This window comes from Ensifer sp. Root954 (assembly GCF_001429005.1).
In the GTDB taxonomy this organism is placed as follows: Bacteria; Pseudomonadota; Alphaproteobacteria; order Rhizobiales; family Rhizobiaceae; genus Ensifer; species Ensifer adhaerens.
Map to the genome: position 1 here is coordinate 101,232 of NZ_LMJM01000025.1, position 19,889 is coordinate 121,120.

18 protein-coding genes and 1 riboswitch are annotated in these 19,889 nt (G+C 64.2%); of the genes, 16 read left to right on the top strand and 2 right to left on the bottom strand.

What is annotated here, in order from left to right; genetic code table 11:
- Positions 1-28: 28 nt before the first annotated feature.
- The 16 genes from ASE71_RS19750 (at position 29) to ASE71_RS19825 (ending at position 17,607) form a co-directional block, all read left to right on the top strand.
- The gene (locus tag ASE71_RS19750; RefSeq protein ID WP_034792193.1) at positions 29-1,471 is read left to right on the top strand and encodes an extracellular solute-binding protein; all 1,443 of its coding nucleotides are present in this window, start codon (positions 29-31) and stop codon (positions 1,469-1,471) included.
- 185 nt (positions 1,472-1,656) lie between these two features.
- Positions 1,657-2,580: a carbohydrate ABC transporter permease gene (locus ASE71_RS19755; protein ID WP_034792195.1), complete on the top strand. Its 924-nt coding sequence runs from the start codon at positions 1,657-1,659 to the stop codon at positions 2,578-2,580.
- Between the two features lie 11 nt (positions 2,581-2,591).
- A complete protein-coding gene (locus ASE71_RS19760; protein WP_034792198.1) occupies positions 2,592-3,449 on the top strand; it encodes a carbohydrate ABC transporter permease in 858 nt (285 codons plus the stop codon).
- 3 nt (positions 3,450-3,452) lie between these two features.
- Complete coding sequence (locus tag ASE71_RS19765) at positions 3,453-4,571, top strand: ABC transporter ATP-binding protein (RefSeq protein WP_060515891.1); 1,119 nt, start codon at positions 3,453-3,455, stop codon at positions 4,569-4,571.
- A complete protein-coding gene (locus tag ASE71_RS19770) occupies positions 4,568-5,692 on the top strand; it encodes an ABC transporter ATP-binding protein (protein WP_060515892.1) in 1,125 nt (374 codons plus the stop codon). The genes ASE71_RS19765 and ASE71_RS19770 overlap by 4 nt, the downstream gene beginning before the upstream one ends.
- Complete coding sequence (locus ASE71_RS19775) at positions 5,692-7,269, top strand: FGGY-family carbohydrate kinase (RefSeq protein ID WP_060515893.1); 1,578 nt, start codon at positions 5,692-5,694, stop codon at positions 7,267-7,269. Before ASE71_RS19770 ends, ASE71_RS19775 begins: the two co-directional genes overlap by 1 nt.
- Positions 7,266-8,303: a 2-hydroxyacid dehydrogenase gene (locus ASE71_RS19780; RefSeq protein ID WP_060515894.1), complete on the top strand. Its 1,038-nt coding sequence runs from the start codon at positions 7,266-7,268 to the stop codon at positions 8,301-8,303. Before ASE71_RS19775 ends, ASE71_RS19780 begins: the two co-directional genes overlap by 4 nt.
- A gap of 14 nt (positions 8,304-8,317) precedes the next feature.
- Positions 8,318-9,835: a glycerol-3-phosphate dehydrogenase gene (locus tag ASE71_RS19785; protein ID WP_112974992.1), complete on the top strand. Its 1,518-nt coding sequence runs from the start codon at positions 8,318-8,320 to the stop codon at positions 9,833-9,835.
- A gap of 10 nt (positions 9,836-9,845) precedes the next feature.
- Positions 9,846-10,898 carry a class II aldolase/adducin family protein gene (locus ASE71_RS19790; protein WP_060515895.1) on the top strand — a complete coding sequence of 351 codons (1,053 nt, stop codon included), beginning with the start codon at positions 9,846-9,848 and terminating at the stop codon, positions 10,896-10,898.
- Positions 10,895-12,181, top strand: coding sequence for an FGGY-family carbohydrate kinase (locus ASE71_RS19795; protein ID WP_060515896.1), 1,287 nt, complete (start codon positions 10,895-10,897; stop codon positions 12,179-12,181). The genes ASE71_RS19790 and ASE71_RS19795 overlap by 4 nt, the downstream gene beginning before the upstream one ends.
- Positions 12,178-13,029, top strand: coding sequence for a TIGR01459 family HAD-type hydrolase (locus ASE71_RS19800; RefSeq protein WP_244496811.1), 852 nt, complete (start codon positions 12,178-12,180; stop codon positions 13,027-13,029). The genes ASE71_RS19795 and ASE71_RS19800 overlap by 4 nt, the downstream gene beginning before the upstream one ends.
- Positions 13,030-13,043: 14 nt before the next feature.
- Positions 13,044-13,982 carry a sugar phosphate isomerase/epimerase family protein gene (locus ASE71_RS19805; protein ID WP_060515897.1) on the top strand — a complete coding sequence of 313 codons (939 nt, stop codon included), beginning with the start codon at positions 13,044-13,046 and terminating at the stop codon, positions 13,980-13,982.
- Between the two features lie 100 nt (positions 13,983-14,082).
- Positions 14,083-14,862 carry a DeoR/GlpR family DNA-binding transcription regulator gene (locus tag ASE71_RS19810; protein ID WP_060516162.1) on the top strand — a complete coding sequence of 260 codons (780 nt, stop codon included), beginning with the start codon at positions 14,083-14,085 and terminating at the stop codon, positions 14,860-14,862.
- Complete coding sequence (locus ASE71_RS19815) at positions 14,859-15,626, top strand: triose-phosphate isomerase (protein ID WP_060515898.1); 768 nt, start codon at positions 14,859-14,861, stop codon at positions 15,624-15,626. The genes ASE71_RS19810 and ASE71_RS19815 overlap by 4 nt, the downstream gene beginning before the upstream one ends.
- Positions 15,627-15,668: 42 nt before the next feature.
- The gene (locus ASE71_RS19820; protein WP_034792218.1) at positions 15,669-16,112 is read left to right on the top strand and encodes an RpiB/LacA/LacB family sugar-phosphate isomerase; all 444 of its coding nucleotides are present in this window, start codon (positions 15,669-15,671) and stop codon (positions 16,110-16,112) included.
- A 211-nt stretch (positions 16,113-16,323) separates the two neighbouring features.
- On the top strand, positions 16,324-17,607 hold the full coding sequence (locus ASE71_RS19825; protein ID WP_060515899.1) for a low temperature requirement protein A: 1,284 nt from the start codon (positions 16,324-16,326) through the stop codon (positions 17,605-17,607).
- Between the two features lie 374 nt (positions 17,608-17,981).
- On the opposite strand, the gene ASE71_RS19830 is transcribed toward ASE71_RS19825, so the two are convergent.
- Together ASE71_RS19830 and ASE71_RS19835 are read right to left on the bottom strand one after the other, a co-directional pair.
- Positions 17,982-18,455: a 6,7-dimethyl-8-ribityllumazine synthase gene (locus tag ASE71_RS19830; RefSeq protein WP_060515900.1), complete on the bottom strand. Its 474-nt coding sequence runs from the start codon at positions 18,453-18,455 to the stop codon at positions 17,982-17,984.
- A gap of 93 nt (positions 18,456-18,548) precedes the next feature.
- A riboswitch (FMN riboswitch) is annotated at positions 18,549-18,698 on the bottom strand.
- A 123-nt stretch (positions 18,699-18,821) separates the two neighbouring features.
- Positions 18,822-19,883, bottom strand: a complete 1,062-nt coding sequence (locus tag ASE71_RS19835; protein ID WP_034792269.1) for an ABC transporter ATP-binding protein — start codon at positions 19,881-19,883, stop codon at positions 18,822-18,824.
- Between the last annotated feature and the right edge of the window lie 6 nt (positions 19,884-19,889).

A 19,889-nucleotide genomic window follows, 5' to 3' on the forward strand; every position in this document is an offset into this window, starting at 1 on the left:
ATCATACCCGCAACGGAGGAGAAGACGAATGTACGAGAAGGAGAAGGACCTCATCAGCGCATTCCTGCGTGGGGAGGTGGACCGCCGCGGCATGCTCAAGGGATTGGGGGCTGCAGGCCTGGCAGCCGGCACGGCCGGCACGTTGTTCAACATGATGTCGACGCAGGCGCTCGCCGCCGATTTCGACTGGAAGGCGCATTCGGGCAAGAAGCTGAAGCTGCTTTTGAACAAGCACCCTTACGCCGATGCGATGATCGCCAACCTGCAGGCCTTCAAGGACCTGACCGGCATCGACGTTACCTATGACGTGTTTCCGGAAGACGTCTATTTCGACAAGGTGACGGCGGCGTTGTCTTCGGGCTCGGCAGAATACGATGCCTTCATGACCGGCGCCTACATGACCTGGACCTATGGACCGGCCGGCTGGATCGCCGACCTCAACGAATGGATCAAGGATCCGGCCAAGACCAACCCCAACTACAACTGGGACGATTTCCTCGCAGGCGTGAAGAATTCCTGCGCCTGGAACGGCCAGCCGGGCGGGGCGCTCGGCTCGGAAGACGCCAAGCAGTGGTGCATTCCGTGGGCGTTCGAGCAGAACAACATCACCTATAACCGCGAGATGTTCGACAAGGCCGGCGTCGAGCTGCCGAAGAACCTCGACGACATGATCACGGTTGCGGCCAAGCTGCAGAAGGACATCGGTGGCATCTACGGCATCGGCGTTCGCGGTTCGCGCTCCTGGGCGACGATCCATCCGGGCTTCCTGTCGGGTTATGCCAACTTCAACCAGAAGGACCTGAACGTCTCGGCCGACGGCAAGCTGTCAGCGGCGATGGGCACGGCAGAATCCAAGGCCTACCACGCCAAGTTCGTGCAGATGATCCAGGAAAGCGGTCCGAAGGACTGGTCGACCTACACCTGGTATCAGGTCGGCACCGACCTTGGCGCCGGCGCCTCGGCGATGATCTTCGACGCCGATTGCCTCGGCTACTTCATGAACGGTGGCGACAACAAGATGGCCGGCAAGCTCGGCTATGCCGCCTTTGCCGCCAACCCCGAAGCGACCGCCTCGACGCCGAACATCTGGATCTGGTCGCTCGCCATGTCCAACTTCTCCAAGGACAAGGACGCCACCTGGTACTTCCTGCAATGGGCTTCCGGTCCGGAGCATGCGCTGTTCGGCGCCACCAAGATGGACTTCGTCGATCCGGTTCGCCAGTCGATCTGGAAGGACGAGATCTTCCGCGAGAAGCTCAACGGCAAGTATCCGGGTTACGTCGAAATGTTCGACGCCTCGGCCGCCGGCGCCTCCATCAAGTTCACGCCGCAGCCGCTGTTCTTCGACGTGACCACCGAATGGGCGTCGACGCTGCAGAAGATGGTCGCCAAGCAGGTGCCGGTCGATGAAGGTCTCGACCAGCTCGTGGAAAGCATCAACCGCCAGCTCCAAGAGGCGGGTCTCGGCTGATAGGCCTCCCAAGCGATCCCCGGCGCCAGCACGCGCCGGGGATCCCGAGATGCCGGCTCGACCGGCCTGTTGCGACCGGTTTGAGGTCGCGCCGAAATCAACCTGAGATGCCGAGGAACTGGCGCGGCGCCTGAAGGCTGCCGCGTGCCGCGTGCTCTTTAAAGACGTCAGGAACGGAGCTCGACATGGCTTCAACAGAAACCCTCAAGAGACCAGCCTCCGGTTTCAGGATCAGCAGGAAGATGCTTCCCTATGTGCTGAGCCTGCCGGCGCTGCTCGTCTGCATCGGCATCCTCATCCCGTTCTTCACGGCGGTCATCTACTCCTTCCAGCGCTACCGGCTGAGCCAGCCCTGGGCGCGCCAGTTCAACTGGGGCGAAAACTACCTCAACTTCTTCACCGACCCGGCCTTCTGGAACACGCTGAAAGTGTCGCTGCTCTATGCCGGCCTCACCGTGACGCTGGAGCTGCTGCTCGGTCTCGGCATCGCGCTGCTGCTGCAGCGGCGCTCCGCGGTCAACAACTTCATCTCGATCATGCTGCTTTTGCCGCTGATGATTGCGCCGGCGCTGGCCGCCTTGATGTGGAAGCTGATGACCAATCCGAGCTTCGGTATCCTCAGCTATCTCGCAAGCCTGATCGGACTGCATGATTTCCGCTGGGCGTCCTCGCCGGACACAGCGCTGCTCACCGTCGTGCTCGTCGACATCTGGGTCTATACGCCCTTCATCATGATCCTGCTGCTTGCGGGCCTGCGCTCGCTGCCGACGCAGCCCTTCGAGGCGGCGGCACTCGATGGCGTGCCGCGCAGCTTCGTCTTCTTCCGCATCACGCTTCCGATGCTCACACCTTACATCCTGACGGCAACGCTGTTCCGGTTGCTCGACAGTATCCAGCAGTTCGACATCATCTACGCGATGACCCAGGGCGGGCCTGGCAACACGCTCACCGTCTTCCAGGTCGAGGCCTATCTCAACTTCTTCCAGTCGACCAATGTCGGCCGGTCGGCGGCACTGCTGATCATCCTGTGGGCGATCACCTACACGCTGTCCAACGTCTTCATCAAAAACTGGCTGCGGCTGCGCGAACGCGCACGCGGCGAAGCGTAAAGGAGGGACCAATGGAAACCATGTCTCCGCTCGAACGGACCTTGCGCGGTCTCGCCCTCACGCTCGTCGTCGTCTTCTTCATGTTCCCGATCTTCTGGATCTTCCTGATGTCGTTCCAGACGAACGAGACGATTCTCGCGATCCCGCCATCGGTCGTGTTTTCGCCGACGCTTTCCAACTATGCGGCGCTGATCACCGGCAAGCTGCAGACGGCGGCCGGAACGCTCGACATCGCCTTCATGCGCAATCTCGGCAACTCGATCTTCCTGTCGGTCGCCTCCGTCGCCGTGGCGCTGGTGCTCGGCGTGCCAGCGGCCTATGCGTTTGCCCGCCACAAGTTCAAAGGATCGGAAGACATCGCGTTCACGCTGCTGTCCTTCCGCTTCGCGCCGCCGCTGCTGGTGCTCCTGCCGCTGACGCAGTACTTCCAGTGGCTCGGGCTCTCCAACACTTACTTCGGCCTGATCTGGGTCTACCAGCTGATCTGCCTGCCGCTGATTCTCTGGATCGTGCGCGGCTACTTCGAGGACATTTCGGCCGACGTCGAATATGCCTATCGCATCGCCGGGCACTCCTGGTTTGCGACGTTCCGCAAGATTGCGCTGCCGCTTGCCGGACCGGGCATTGCCGCTGCCGGCCTGCTCGCCTTCATCTTCGCCTGGAACAACTTCGTCTTCGCGCTGGTGCTGGCATCTGCCGACAAGCAGCCGGTGACGGTCGGCGCGCTTGCCTTCGTCACCTCCTCGGGCATCCAATACGGACAGATCGCCGCGGCCATCGTGCTTTCGGTGACGCCGACGCTCGCACTTGCACTCTACGCCCAGCGCTACCTCGTCGAAGGCCTGTCGCTCGGCGCGGTGAAAGGGTAACTCATGACCACGCTGCAACTGAAGAATATCGTCAAGCGCTACAAGAGCCAGACGGTTCTCGACGATCTTACGCTTGACGTCGCCGACGGTGAACGGCTGGTGCTCTTCGGCCCCTCCGGCGCCGGCAAGACCGTGCTGCTCCGGCTGGTTGCCGGCGTTATCGAGCCGGACGAGGGCAGGGTGCTGATCGGCGGCGAGGACATGACCGATGTCGATGCCGAACATCGCGGCGTCGGCATGGCCTTCCAGAACTTCGCGCTCTTCCCGCACATGAGTGCATTCGACAACATTGCAAGCCCGCTGACGGCGACGCGATCGTCGAAGGAGAAAATAGCGGCAGGCGTGCAGAAGGTCGCCAAGCTCTTAAAGATCGACCATGTGCTGACGCATCACCCGAAGGCACTGTCGAACGGTCAGAAGCAGCGCACGGCACTTGCCCGTGCGCTTGTCGGCTCGCCGCCGCTGCTTCTCCTCGATGATCCCTTGCGCAACGTCGACGCGAAGCTCCGCTTCGAGATGCGGCTGGAACTGCCGCGACTGCTCGCAGCGCAAGGCGCCACCGTCGTCTACGTCACCCAGGACTACAAGGAGGCGATGGCGCTCGGCGACCGGATCGCGGTCATGGCCTCAGGCCGCATCCGCCAGATCGGCACGCCGCAAGAGATCTACAACGCGCCCGCCGATATCGAGATCGCACGGCTCTTCGGCGATCCGACGATCAACCTGCTGGATGTCACGCCGCAGCGCAGCGGCGGAGACGTCTTCGTCGAGCTCTCGAATGTCCGGGTGCGGCTCGGCGACTATGGCGCCGATGTCGTCGGCAGTCCGTGCGTTATCGGGCTCAGGCCGGAGGCGATCAGTTTCGTCGATGCGGCAGCACCTGGCGCCATTCCTGTGACGGTCGAGGCGGAAACGCCGCTCAACGAAAAGACCGTGACGCTGGCGCTGACGGCACGCGGCCGCGAAATCCTGGTGTCGCGTCCGGCCGGCACGCCTGGTCCGACCGCCGGACCTGCCCATATTGCCGTCAATGGCGCGCAGGCCTTTCTCTTCGACAAGACGCGCGGCGCTCTTTTGCCGCGCGCCGACCTTGCAGCCAAGCGCAATGGAGAAGCGGCATGACCGACACCGCTCTTTTGATCAAGGACGTCGACAAGTTCTACGGCCCCGTCGACTTCGGCGTGCATGCCGTGAAGAAGCTGAACATGGATGTGCGAAAGGGCGAGATCATCGCTTTGCTCGGCTCCTCCGGATGCGGCAAGACTTCGACCTTGCGCATGATCGCCGGCTTCGAGGCGGTCTCGCGCGGAACGATCTCGCTTGCAGGCAAAGAGGTCCAGACGCTGCCGCCGGTGCGCCGCAACGTCGCCATGGCATTCGAGGGCTATTCACTCTATCCGCCGCTGACGGTGCGCGAGAACATCGCCTTTGCGCTGAAGGCCTCGAAGCTCTCGCAGGGCGTCGTCGACGAGAAGGTGGCCAGTATCGCCAAACTGCTCGAAATCGAGGACATTCTCGGGCGCTATCCGAGCTCGATCTCCGGCGGCCAGCAGCAGCGCGCCTCGCTCGGGCGGGCGCTGATCCGCGACGCCAACCTGCACCTGCTCGACGAGCCGATGGGACAGCTCGAGCCGCAGCTTCGGGCGCTGCTTCGCGGCCGCATCAAGCACTTCATCAAGGAGCGCGGGCTGACCGCGATCCTCGTGACCCACGACCAGACCGAAGCGAACGCGCTTGCCGACCGCATCGCGGTCATGGAGGGCGGCGTGCTGCAACAGTTCGATACGCCGCAGAAGATCAAGGAGCGGCCGGCCAATCTGTTCACCGGCACCTTCGTCGGCGAGCCGCCGATGAACGTCTTTGAGGCCAGCGTCACCGGCTCGGACAGCAAGATGGCCTTTGGGCTCAAGGACGGCGTGCGGCTCGAATATGCGGCGTCGGATTTCTCGCATGCGGTGCGCGACGAACTCGTCAAGCGGCAGAAGGTGGTGCTCGGAATCCGGCCCTATTCGGTGCGCCGCAGCGCTGATGGTGTGACGGGCCGCGTCGCCGTCAACCAGTGGCTCGGCGACCAGACCCATATCGCCGCGGACTTTGCCGGCGGCACCATGGTGCTGGTCGAGCACGATCGCACGGAGCTCGATGTCGGCCAGCCGATCGGCATTCATCTCGATCCGTCGAGCCTGCATGTGTTCGATGGCGAGAGCGGACGGGCGATTAGTCACGGACAGGAGCTCGCCTGATGCGGGACATCCTCATCGGCATCGATGCGGGCACGTCGGTCATCAAGTCGGTGGCCTTCGATCTCACCGGCCGGCAGATCGCCACGGCGGCACTACCGAACGCCTATGAGGCCGTAGGCCGCGCCGGCAGCGTGCAGGATCTCGACCGCACCTGGGCCGACGCGGCAACGACGCTGAAGCAGCTCTCCGACAAGATCGAGAACCTCGCCGGCCGTGTTGCCGCGATCGCCGTGACCGGTCAGGGCGACGGCACATGGATGATCGACAAGGCCGGCGTGCCGGTCGGCAAGGGCTGGCTGTGGCTCGACGCGCGCGCCGGCGAGACCGTCGAGCGGCTGCGCGCCGACAGCGGCGATATCGCCCGCTTCGAAAGCACCGGCTCTGGCCTTGCCGCCTGCCAGCAGGGGCCGCAGCTGCGCTGGATGCGCGACCATGCGCCCGAGATGCTCTCAGGCGTCGCCACCACCTTCCACTGCAAGGACTGGCTCTATTTCAAGCTGACCGGCAAGCGGGTGACCGATCCGTCCGAGGCCAATTTCAGCTTCGGCAATTTTCGCATCCGCAGCTACAGCGACGACGTCATCGCCTTCCTCGGCCTTGAAAAGCTGAAGCACGTGCTTCCCGAGATCGTCGACGGCGCCACCACCCATCACAAGCTCTCGGGCGAGGCCGCGAAGGCCACGGGCCTCACCGAAGGCACGCCCATCGTGCTCGGCTACGTCGATGTCGTCTGCACCGCGATTGGCGCCGGGCTCTACGATCCGGGCACCGATACCGGCTGCTCGATCATCGGCTCGACCGGCATGCACATGCGGCTCGCCAATGGCGCCGACGATGTGCGGCTGAACCGGGACTTGACCGGCTACACCATGTGCATGCCGATCCCCGGCGCCTATGCGCAGATGCAGTCGAACATGGCCGCGACGCTCAATATCGACTGGATCCTCTCGCTGGCCTCAGGCCTCTTGAAGGGCATGGGGGTCGAGAAATCCAAGAGCGAGTTGCTCGCTTTTGTCGACGGCTGGCTGGCCGATGCCAAGGACACGCCATTGATCTTCCAGCCCTATATCTCGGAAGCCGGCGAGCGCGGCCCCTTCGTCGACGCGACGGCGCGGGCGTCCTTCGTCGGGCTGTCGGCCAACCACGGCTTTCCCGATATGGTAAAGGCGGTGTTCGACGGGCTCGCCATGGCGGCGCGCGATTGCTACGCCGAGATGGGGCCGCTTCCAGGCCGCATCCGGCTGACGGGGGGAGCTGCCCGCAGCGCCTCGCTCCGCCGCATCCTCGGTGCGGCCCTCGGCGCCAGCGTACAGACGAGCGAGCGGGAAGAGGCCGGTGCTGCCGGTGCCGCGATGATCGCCGCCGTCTCGCTCGGCATCTATCCCTCGATGGCCGATTGCCTCGGCGATTGGGTGACGCCCTATCAGCGCCCCGCGGAGGCCGCCGATCCGGCGCTTGCCCGCCGCTACAACGAACTCTTTCCCACCTACCAGCAGTCGCGCACAGCGCTCAGGCCCGTCTGGCACGCACTCTCCCAAGGTGCGGCCGCGGGAACTCAACAGGAAACATCGAAATGAAGAAGATAGCCATTATCGGCGACCGGTTCATGCTGCCGGACGTGTTTCGCGACAAGATCGTCGAGGCGACCGGCAACGGCCATGACATCCGCACGCTCGAACTGCCCTGGCCGGATGTGCCGATGGAGCACGGCTATGCCGTCGAGGGCATGGACGGGCTCAAGGAATATCTCGGCAAGCCGGAGGACATTATCGACTTCATCGGTGACGCCGAGATCCTGGTGACGCAGCTGGCGCCTCTGTCGCGCGGAATGCTTCAGGCACTGCCCGGCTTGAGGCTCGTCGCCGTCTCGCGCGGCGGTCCTGTCAACATCGACATGGGGGCCGCACGCGATGCCGGCGTTCGCGTCGTCAACACGCCCGGCCGAAATGCCAACGCCGTCGCCGAGTTCACGCTTGGTGCCATTCTCGCCGAAACGCGGCTGATCCGCACCGGCCACGAAGCCTTGCGCAAAGGCGAGTGGCGGGGCGATCTCTACCGCGCCGATCGCACCGGTCGCGAGCTCTGCGAAATGACCGTCGGCGTCATCGGCTACGGCAATATCGGCACCAAGGTGGTGCGCCTTTTGCGCGCCTTCGGCACCAAGGTGCTGGTGCACGATCCCTATGTGCAGCTCTCGGCCGATGATCTGAACGCCGGCGTCGAGCAGGTGTCGCTCGCCACGCTTCTCTCCCGTTCCGATGTCGTGACCTTGCATCCGCGCGTCACGGAGGAGACGCGCAACATGATGAACGCCGAGACCTTCGCCAGGATGAAGCCGGGCGCGATCTTCGTGAACACGGCGCGCGGTCCGCTCTGCGACTACGACGCCCTTTATGAGAACCTGGTGAGCGGCCATCTGTCGGCGGCGATGCTCGAAACCTTCGCGATCGAGCCGGTGCCGAAAGACTGGCCGCTGCTGCAACTGGCGAATGTGACGCTGACGCCGCATATTGCCGGCGCCTCGGTACGCACCGTCACCTTCGCCGCCGAAATGGCGGCCGAGGAAGTCCGCCGCTACATCGCCGGTCTGCCGCCGGTCAATCCGTGCTGATGACAGGAGCAACGATGGTGAGTTCCGAGACCGGAATATACGATCTGTTCGTCGTCGGCGGCGGCGTCAATGGTGCGGGCATCGCGCGCGATGCGGCCGGGCGCGGGCTCTCGGTGCTGTTGTGCGAAAAGGACGACCTGGCGCAGGGCACCAGCTCGCGCTCCGGCAAGCTGGTGCATGGCGGCCTGCGTTATCTCGAATATTACGAGTTCCGGCTGGTGCGCGAGGCGCTGATCGAGCGCGAGGTGCTTTTGGAGTCTGCGCCGCACATCATCTGGCCGATGCGCTTCGTGCTGCCGCATAACCCTCAGGACCGCCCGGCCTGGCTCGTCCGGCTCGGGCTGTTCCTCTACGACCATCTCGGCGGGCGCAAACGCCTGCCGGGCACCCGCAGCCTCAACCTTGCGACGGCGCCCGAGGGCGCGCCGATCAAGCGCGATTATCGCAAAGCGTTCGAATATTCCGACTGTTGGGTCGATGACGCGCGCCTCGTGGTGCTCAACGCTCTCGATGCCACCGCTCGTGGCGCCCGGGTGTTGACCCGGACCGCCTGCAGCGCGATCCGAAGGCGGGACGGGCTCTGGTTTATCGAGATGACCGACACGCGCACCGGCGCCAAGACCGAGGCGAGGGCGCGCTGTGTCGTCAACACCGCCGGTCCGTGGGTCAACGACGTCATCGGCCGGATCGGGGGCCTGAACTCCACCCGCAGCGTGCGCCTCGTCAAGGGCAGCCACATCGTCGTGCCGAAATTCTGGGAGGGGCGGCAGGCCTATCTGGTGCAGAACCCGGACAAGCGGGTCATCTTCATCAATCCCTACCAGAACGACCTGGCGCTGATCGGCACGACGGATATCCCCTACGAAGGCCGTCCGGAGGACGTGACCGCCGACGGCAACGAGATCGCCTATCTCTTGAAATCGGTGAACCGCTACTTCAAGCAGCAGCTGACGTCGGACGATATCGTCTACAGCTTCTCCGGCGTACGACCGCTCTATGACGACAATGCCGAAAACCCCTCGGCCGTCACCCGTGACTATATTTTCGAGGTCGATGCGACTGACAACCAGGCGCCGTTGCTCTCGGTCTTCGGTGGCAAGATCACCACTTTCCGCAAGCTTTCCGAACATGCGCTGGAGCGGCTGAAGCCGTTTTTCCCCAAGATGGGGCCGGCCTGGACGGCGAAGGCGCATCTGCCGGGCGGCGACATGGCGGCGGCCGATTTTGATCTGTTCCTGGGTGAGTTGAAGGCGCGCTATCGCTGGTTGCCATCGGATCTCGCCAAACACTATGCGCGGCTCTATGGCACCCGCACGCACGCGCTGCTTGCCGGCGCTACATCACTTGATGATCTCGGCCCGGCTTTCGGTTCGCTCTTTCGCGAGCGCGAGGCGCGCTTCCTCATCGAAAACGAATGGGCGCTGACGGCGGACGACATTCTCGACCGGCGCACCAAGCATGGCCTGCACATGACGCCGGCCGAGCGGCAGGCCTTTACCCATTGGCTGGACCGCCAGCAGGCCGCGGCCTGAAGGAGAACGTATGCGAAGTCTGGAATTCGAAGCGCTTCTCGATCTTTCGGCCCGCGTCGGGGCGGATCCGCTGCTGGTGCAGGGGGCGGGCGGCAATACCTCGATCAAGGAGGGCGGCACGCTCTGGATCAAGGCCTCGGGCCTGTGGCTGGTGCATGCGCGCCAGCGCGACGTCATGGTGCCGGTGGCGCTCGAGCCCTTGCTCAATGCGTTGGAAGCGAACGACCCGGCAACCGAGAAGGCGCAGGATTTCGTGATAACCGAGCGCAACCCTTCGGGCCTGCGCCCCTCGATCGAAACCACCGTGCATGCGCTGATGCCGCAGAAGGTGGTGGTGCATGTGCACTGCGTCGAGACGATCGCGACGGCGGCGCAGACCAACGGTGCGGCGATCACCGCTGAGCGGCTTGCCGGCTACCCCCATGTTTTCGTGCCCTATGCCCGCCCGGGCCTGCCGCTTGCAAGAGCAATCGCTGAGCGGATGCAGGACAACACGTCGGTTCTGATCCTCGGCAATCACGGCCTGGTCGTCGCCGCTGAAACCGTGGTCGACGCGGCGATCCTGCTCACCGACATTACCCGCCGCCTGACCGGCACGCGTCGGCAGGCGCTGGCCGCCGATCTCGCGTCGCTCGGTCGGCTTGCGGTCGACAGCGATTACCGGCTGCCGGAGGACATTGCCCTGCATTCGGTCGCCGCCGATCTCGACAGTTGCCGGCTTGCTGCCGGCGGCAGTCTCTATCCCGATCATGTCATCTTCCTCGGCAAGGGGGTGGCGGTGGCCGCGCCCGGCGAGACCGCGCTTTCGATCGAGACGAAGCGGCGTGCGACCGGCGACAGCCTGCCGCCCTTGCTGCTCTTCCCGGGCAAGGGCGTGCTCGTGCAGAAGGAGATTTCTGCCGGTGCCTTCGCCATGGCGCGGTGCCTTGCCGACGTGACAGCACGCATTCCGGCGGACGCACGGCTTCGCTACCTGACGGAGGCAGAGAATGCCGAGCTTCTCGGCTGGGACGCCGAGAAATACCGCCAGCAGCTCAACCGCGCCGGACAGGTGCTGCAATGAGCGGCGACAATCGCAAGCTGGTCGTCGGCATCGACCTTGGCACCTCTGGCGCCCGTGCGGTCGCGATGGTGGCGGACGGCACGGTCGTTGCATCGGGTGCAGCGAAGCTCTCGGTTTTTTCTGCGGATCACCGCGATCCAATCGGCTGGTGGAAGGCCGTGCAGGCGGCGCTCGAAGAAGCGCTTGGGGGTACCGACAGGCAGAAGGTCGTTGCACTTTCGATCGACGGTACATCGGGCACGATGCTGCCGGTCGATCATGCGGGCGCGCCGTTGGCAACGCCTATGATGTACAACGACCCGGTTGCCGACCGCGCACCGCTCGATGCGGTCTCTGCCCATGCGCCGCGCGAAAGTGCGGCCCATGGCGCCACATCCGGCCTTGCCAAGCTTCTCGCTTTCCAGACTGTGCCGGGCGTGTTCCGGGTGATCCATCAGGCCGATTGGCTGGCCGGGCATTTCACCGGGCTCTACGATGTCTCCGACGAGAACAATGCGCTGAAAACCGGCTACGATCCCGTATCGCGGTCCTGGCCCGATTGGATGGAAAAGACCGGCGCCCGCGTCGAACTGCTGCCGGATGTGCTGCCGGCCGGTGCGCCGGTCGCGACGATCTCGCCGGAAGCGGCCGAAGCCTTCGGGCTTTCAAGCGAGGTGGTGGTCGTTGCCGGCACCACGGACGGATGCGCCTCGTTTCTCGCCACTGGCGCCGATCGACCGGGCGACGGCGTCAGCGCGCTCGGCACGACGCTGACGGTGAAGATGCTGTCCGAGCGTCCGCTGTTTGCGCCGGAATACGGGCTCTACAGTCACCGCATCGGCGAGATGTGGCTCGCCGGCGGGGCGTCCAATACGGGCGGGGTGGTGCTGGCCGAGCATTTCTCGCCGGAGCGGATCGCTGCACTTTCGGCCGGGATCGATCCGGCCGTCGACACCGGGCTCGATTATTATCCGCTGGTGAAGCCCGGCGAGCGCTTCCCAATCGCCGATCCGGATTTCGCCCCGCGCATGAGCCCGCGGCCGGCCGATGACGCGACCTTCCTCAAGGCAATCTTCGAGGGCATCGCCGGCGTCGAGAGCCTCGCCTATCAGCGGCTGGCGTCGCTTGGCGGACCGGGGCTCCGATCGCTTCGCAGTGTCGGCGGCGGCGCCAAGAACGCGGTCTGGAGCGCGATCCGGGCGCGCAAGCTCGGCGTGCCGTTCCTGCCCGTCCTGTCCGAGGAGGCGGCGGCCGGCACGGCACGGCTGGCGCTGGCCGGTGCCAGAAAGGCTGGTGTGCTGTGACGTTTGCTCAAACGACTGCGATCGCGAGACTTGGCGAGATTGCCGATCGCTACGACGCCTTCCTGATCGATCAGTTCGGCGTGCTGCGCGATGGCCGCGGGCCCTATCCGGGTGCGGCCGAAACGCTGGTCAAGCTGAAGGATGCGGGAAAGCGCATCATCATCCTCTCGAATTCCGGCAAGCGCTCGGCGGAAAACGACCGTCGCCTCGTCGATCTCGGTTTCGTCGCGGGGAGCTGGGATTGGTTCCTGACCTCGGGCGAGGTCGCCTGGCAGATTCTCAGGCGGGAAGGCGAGGGTGCCGCCGGTAGGCGGCGCAAGTGCCTGCTGATCAGTCGCGACGGTGACCTCTCGCCGCTGACGGGGTTAGACCTCGAACGCACGACCAGTGGTGCCGATGCCGATTTCGTGCTGCTCGCCGCGAGCGAGGGCGATGTCCATCCGCTTTCCCACTACGAGGCGCTTTTGGCGCCGGCCGCCAGACGCGGCGTGCCCTGCCTCTGCACCAATCCGGACAAGGTGATGCTGACCAAGGAAGGTACCGCCTTCGGCGCCGGGCGTATCGCCGAGCTCTACGAAGAGCTTGGCGGCAGTGTGCGCTGGATCGGCAAGCCCTTTGCCGACATCTATGCAGCCGCGCTGGAATTCCTCGGCCATCCGAATCCGACGCGTGTCTGCGCGATCGGCGACAGCATCGAGCATGACATTGCCGGTGCCGCGAGCGCGGGACTTCACTCGATACTGGTGACGACGGGGATCCTGGAGCGCGCCTCGGACGCGGAGCGCCGCAAGCTCTTTGCCGAACACGGCGCCAACCCCGATTTCATCCTTCCGAAATTTCTCTGGTAGCCGGGAGTAAGGTCGTGGCCTTCACGCTGTCGCTCAACACCAATCCGCTGGTCAACCGCTTCGCCGAGCCTGACGACCTGATCGACACGATCGCCGAGCAGATCCGCATCGGCTACGTCCAGCTCACCCACGAGTTCGTCAATCCCGGCTGGCCGGCGGCAACGATCGCCAAGACCGTCAGGCAGTTTCGTCGGGCGCTCGACCGTACCGGCGTGAAGATCACCTCCGGCATGACCGGCCCCTATGGTCGGCTCAATCATTTCGGCCATCCGGACCCGGATGTCAGGCGCTACTATGTCGACTGGTTCAAGACCTTCGCCGATATCTCCGCCGAACTTGGCGCCTCGGGCATGGGCACGCAGTTCGCGATCTTCACGCTTCGCGATTACGACGACCCGTCGCGGCGCGAGGCGATGATGCGGATCGCCATCGATTGCTGGCGCGAAGTTGCCGAGCACGGCAAGGCGGCGGGGCTCTCCTATGTCTTCTGGGAGCCGATGTCGGTCGGGCGCGAGTTCGGCCACACGATCGAGGAATGCCGTGCGCTCGACCGGCGGCTCGCCGAAGCCCATTTGCCGATCCCGATGAAGATGATGGTCGATATCGACCACGGCGACGTCACCTCCGACAACCCCAACGACATCGATCCCTATGCCTGGGCGGCGGCGTTCCCTGCGCGCTCGCCGATCATCCACATCAAGCAATCCTCGATGAACAAGGGCGGTCATTGGCCGTTCACCGCCGCCTATAACCGCGACGGCCGCATCACGCCGGAGAAGCTGATCGGCGCGGTCAAGGCCGGTGGCGGCACCGACAACGAGATCTGCCTGGAGCTTTCCTTCCGCGAACGCGAGCCGACGGACCACAACGTCGTCGAGATGATCCGGGAGTCGGTCGAATTCTGGGAGCCGCATATCGATACGGGCTTCAATCGCACAGAAAAATCACACTGAAAGATCACAAAATCACGTTAGATAAATTGAAATATCACAAATAGGTGTTATCTTCTCACGGTGAGCGTGGTCGAGGCTGCGCGGGATCGGGACCGAGATGATGAAGCCGGAAGACAGGCGACAGGCGATCATGGATGTGCTGATGGAGGCCGGAACGGCCTCCGTCGAAGACCTCTCCTTGCGCTTCGGCGTCAGCAAGATGACAGTGCATCGCGACCTCGACGACCTCGAGCAAGCGGGCCTCTTGCGCAAGGTCCATGGCGGCGCCTCGATCCAGTCGAGCCCGCAATTCGAGAGCGATTTCCGCTACCGCGAAAAGATCGCCATCTCCGAAAAGCGGCGGATCGCCGAACATGCGGCGAGCCTGATCGAGCCGGGGCAGAGCATCCTCATCGACGACAGTTCGACCACCGGCGCGATCGCCGATTGCATCCGCGACATCCGGCCGCTGACGGTCATCACCAACAATCTCGGCGTGATCACCAGCCTCTCGGGTGCTGCGGGCATCACCGTCATCGCGCTCGGCGGCCAATACAACAAGAAGTTCAACGGCTTCTTCGGCATCGTCACCGACGAGGCGCTGCGGTCGCTGCGCGTCGATATCGCCTTTCTTTCCAGTTCTGCCATCGAAGGCACCACGGCCTTCCACCAGGACCAGGAGGTGGTGCAGGCCAAGCGCCTGATGGTGAAGGCGGCCAAGCGCAAATACCTCTTAGTGGACCACGACAAATTCGGGCGCTCTGCGCTCCATTTCCTGACCGGGCTCGATTCTTTCGACGCGGTGCTGACCGGCGCTGAAGTTTCGGCCGAACATGCTGCACCGCTCGAAGAGGCAGGCATCCGGCTGGTCAGGATCGACAATCTCAAGGAGAAAGCATGAGCAAGTCAGGCCTTTGGGTCGGCACCAGCTGGAAGATGAACAAGACGCTTGCCGAGGCGATGGTCTTTGCCGACGGCCTGGCGGCTGCCGACGCATCACGGGACGAGCGGATCCAGCGCTTTGTCATTCCGCCGTTCACGGCGGTGCGTGAGGTCAAGGCGCGACTTTCCGGCACCAGCGTCAAGGTCGGCGCGCAGAACATGCATTGGGACGATGCCGGCGCCTGGACCGGCGAGGTGTCGCCGCTGATGCTTGCGGATTGCAACCTCGATGTGGTCGAGCTCGGCCACAGCGAGCGGCGCGAGCATTTCGGCGAGACCGACCGCACCGTCGGCCTGAAGACGGCAGCCGCCGTGCGCCATGGTCTGGTGCCGCTGATCTGCATCGGCGAGACGCTTTCCGAGCGCGAAGCGGGCGAGGCGGATCAGGTGCTGAAGCGCCAGGTCGAAGGCGCGCTGGCACTTCTCGAAGGCGCGGCGAAGAAGGCGACGATCCTGCTGGCCTACGAGCCGGTCTGGGCGATCGGCGTCAACGGCATTCCGGCGACGGCTGACTATGCCGACGAGCGCCACAAGCGCATCGCAGAGGTGGCGGAAGCCGCCCTCGGCCGTCGCGTGCCGGTGCTCTACGGCGGCAGCGTCAACCCCGGGAATTGCGAAGAACTGATCACCCAGGCGCATATCGACGGCCTCTTCATCGGCCGCTCCGCCTGGGACGTCACTGGCTATCTCGACATTCTGCAGCGTGTCGCCAAGGCGATCTGAGCCCCCGGCCGTTGCAGCTCAAGAAGAAGGAAAGGAACAATCATGAAGATTGCAATCGGAGCCGACAGCGCCGGCAAGCCCCTGCTGGATGTCATTGCCGCCCATCTCGGTGGCCGCAGCGACGTGGAAGTCGTGGATCTCAGCCAGTCCGGCTTCTATGCGGACCTCGCACAGAACCTGGCGCAGCAGGTTGTCGAGGGCAAGCATGACCGCGGCATCCTGTTCTGCGGTACCGGAATCGGCGTATGCATCTCGGCCAACAAGGTGCCGGGCATCCGCGCGGCGCTGACGCACGACACCTATTCGGCCGAGCGGGCCGCCAAGTCGAACAACGCCCAGATCATCACCATGGGCGCCCGCGTCATCGGTCCGGAGCTTGCAAAGTCGATCGTCGACACCTGGCTCGCGTCCGAGTTCGACCCGAACGGCTCTTCGGCGGGCAATGTCGAGGCGATCAATCGCCTGGATGCCGCAAGAGCCGGTTGAGGAAAGGGGCGGGCGGCTTGCCGTCTGCATCCGGTTCCCGGTTCAAGGCCTACCTTATCTCGCGATGCCGTTGATCCTCCCTCAGGCATCGTGACGACACGCCCGGCAGCGATGCCGGGCGTTTTCATGTCCGGTCTCCCGCTTCGCCTTGACGAAGCTTCTGCAAATATTTGAATATTCTTGCGGATCGTCAATTGAAGGGCGTCGCCGCATGAGTGAAACCACCCCGACCGAGCCGCATCAAAGCGCGCACCACCATGTGGCGCGCATGAGCGGTCGCGACACGCATGAACATCACAGGACGGCGACGACGCTCGAACTCTTGTTCGACCTGACCTTCGTCATCGCCTTTAGCCTGGCGGCTTCGCAGCTTGCTCATTTCCTGGCCGAAGGGCACTTCTTTTCCGGCCTCTTCGGCTTCGCGCTTGCGACCTTCTCCATCTGCTGGGCCTGGATCAATTTCAGCTGGTTTGCCTCCGCCTACGACACGGACGACTGGGTATTCCGCATCGTCACCATGGTGCAGATGGTCGGCGTGCTGATCCTTGCGATCGGCCTGCCGCCAATGTTCGAATCGATCGACAAGGGTGAGCATCTCGACAACGGCATCATGGTGCTCGGCTATGTCGTCATGCGGGTGGCAATGCTCTTCCAATGGCTGCGCGCCAGCCGGCAGGACGCGGCCCGACGGGATGCCTGCATGGCCTATGTCAAAGCAATCAGCCTCGCCCAGCTTGGCTGGGTCGTTCTGATCTTCTTCGATTTCTCGCTGCTGGTGACCTTCGTCATGGTCGTGGGGCTGACGGCGATCGAGATGCTGGGCCCCTATGTCGCCGAGATGCGCTACGGCGGAACGCCCTGGCATGCCCATCACATCGCCGAGCGCTACGGGCTGCTCGCGATCATCGCGCTTGGGGAAGGGGTGGTCGGCACGGTCGCCTCAATCTCCGCCGTGGTCGAAGGGCAGGGCTGGAACCTCGATGTCGCGCTCGTCTGCCTCGCCGGTACGGGGCTCACCTTCGGCATGTGGTGGATCTATTTTCTGCTGCCGAGCGCCGAGATCCTGCACCGGCACCGTCAAAAACGCTCCTTCGTCTGGGGCTACGGCCACATGCCGATCTTCGCCTCGATCGTCGCGACTGGCGCCGGCCTGCATGTGGCGGCCTATTACATCGAGCACAAGGCGCATATCGGCTCGGTCGCAACGGTGCTGACCGTTGCGGTGCCCGTCGCGTGCTACATCGGGCTGCTCTATGCGATGTACGCCTATCTTATGCAGCAGGTGGAGCAGTTGCATCTCTGGCTGCTCGCGGGCACGGCAGTGGTGCTGGCCGCGTCAGTGGTCGCGGCCATGGCCGGGCTCGACATGGCCAAGTGCCTGATCATCCTGATGCTCGCGCCCGTCGTCACCATCGTCGGCTACGAGGTGGCGGGGCACCGGCACCGCGTGGCGGCACTGGATCGCAGCCTGCGCAAGAACGAGGCTGCGCATTGATTTTGCGAGTCGAAACAGCGCGTTGCCGGCTCAAGCTGGTGAGCCGATTCAGGTGGTTCAGAGGTTGATTCAAGCGCAGCGTTCGGCGCTGTTCGCCCCTGCCGCTGCCCCCTCACGCTAGCCTTCTCCCCGCAGGCGGGGAGAGGGAACGAGAACTGCCTCGGAGTTTGTGATGGACCCGGGTGGAAGGCCGTTCTCGGTAGCCCCGGGGAGAGAGTTTGCGCGACAAGGGTGCCGCTTGTGTCCTTCTCCCCGCCCGCGGGGAGAAGGTGGCCGGCAGGCCGGATGAGGGGCATTCCCCTCACCGGGCGGATGAGGGGCAAGCCTTCACCGGGCGGATGAGGGGCGAGCCAACCTCAACCGCATCTCGCCGATCAGGCGTTGACGAGCGCCAGCTTGGCGCGGGCATCGAGGATCTGGGCGCAGGCGTTGGCCGCCTCCGTACCCTTGGTAACGAAGTGCTCGCGGAAGAAGGCGATCAGCGGTTCGCTTTCCTGGAAATTGTGCGGCGTCAGTACGGCGGAAAGCACCGGCACATTGGTGTCGAGTTGCACGCGCATCATGCCGTCGAGCACGGTGCCGGCGACGAAATCGTGGCGGTAGATGCCGCCGTCGACGACGAAGGCGGTGCCGAGGATCGCGGCATAGCGGCCGGTCTTGGCCAGCGTCTGCGCATGCAGCGGGATTTCGAGCGCGCCGGGCACGTCGAAGATCTCGACGTCGGCTGCCGAGCCGCCAAGCTTCGTCCATTGCGTGACGAAGGCATCGACGCAGCGGTCGACGATATCGGCATGCCAGCGGGCACGAACGATCGCGATCTTGGCGGCGGGGTGGGAAAGAATGGTCATGGTCTCAAGCCTTTCAGGGTTTGGCGTTTTCCAATGATCCCGTCGGGCGAACATGCATGCGCGCGAGGTCCCGTCGCGGGGACCCACGTTGCTGCTTGCTCTCTTCCATCCGGACTGTGACCGTCGGCTCCGGAATCTGACCGGATCTGCTGACCCTCAGGGTGAAACCCTGAGGCGCTCGCGGGCTTCGGCCTTTCGGCCGCTACCGCCGGTGGGGAATTTCACCCCGCCCTGAGAACAACGCGACTATATAGCGCGACCGCGCGCGGTCAAACGCACGGTGCGACGAAAATGCCGGAAATCACGACAGATTTTTCCAGTGTTTGGAGCCATCGGAAGAAATCGTTCCGATGGCTTCCAATCCGCTTACTCGCGGATGACCAAGAGGTCCTTGGCGGCAAAGCGCAGTGTGACGTTGTCGCCGGAAACCGGCGGGGCCACACCCGGATTGTTGAACATGTCGAAGGAGATGACGTCGCCGCCGACGCGAAGGCGCGTGCGGATGACCGAGCCGAGGAAGCTCGTCGAGACGACCTCGCCGGCGAGCGACGTGTCGCCCGTGGCGCCCTCGGCGATCGAGCCCGCTTCGGGACGAAGCGCCAGCGATATGCTGTCGCCGCCCTTCATGCCGGCAATCGGATCCTTCAGCGCGATCTGCTGGTTGCCGATCGTGACGGCACCCGCGGCCGGGTCCGCGACCTTGCCTTCGATGATGCTGAGCGTGCCGACGAAGGAGGCGACGAAACGCGTTGACGGCGTGTTGTAGATCTCGAAGGGGGTGCCGATCTGGTCGGCGCGGCCGGCATTCATGACGACGATGCGATCGGAGATCGACAGCGCTTCTTCCTGGTCATGGGTCACGAACACGGTGGTGATGCCGAGCTGTTGCTGGATCTGCCGGATTTCCTCGCGCAGCGACACGCGGATCTTGGCGTCGAGCGCCGACAGCGGCTCGTCGAGCAGCAGCACCTGCGGCTTGACCGCAATGGCGCGGGCAAGCGCAACGCGCTGCTGCTGGCCGCCGGAGAGCTGGTAGGGGAAGCGGTCCGCCAGGTGCTCGAGCTTGATCAGCCCGAGCATCTGCTTCACCCTCGCGTCGATCTCCGACTTGTCTGTACCTGCGACCTTGAGGCCGAAGGCGACGTTGTCATGCACGTTCATGTTGGGAAACAGCGCATAGGCCTGGAACACCATGCCGATGTTGCGCTGGTTGGGCTTCAGCGAGTTCTGGTCGCGGCCGTTGATGACGATCTTGCCGCTGGTCGGGCTTTCGAAGCCGGCGATCATGCGCAGGACCGTGGTCTTGCCGCAGCCCGATGGTCCGAGGAACGAGACGAACTCGCCCTTTTCGATGTCCATGTTGAAATCGTGCACGACGTGAACCGGGCCGAAGGACTTCTTGATGCTGGTGAGTGACAGGAAACTCATGGGTGC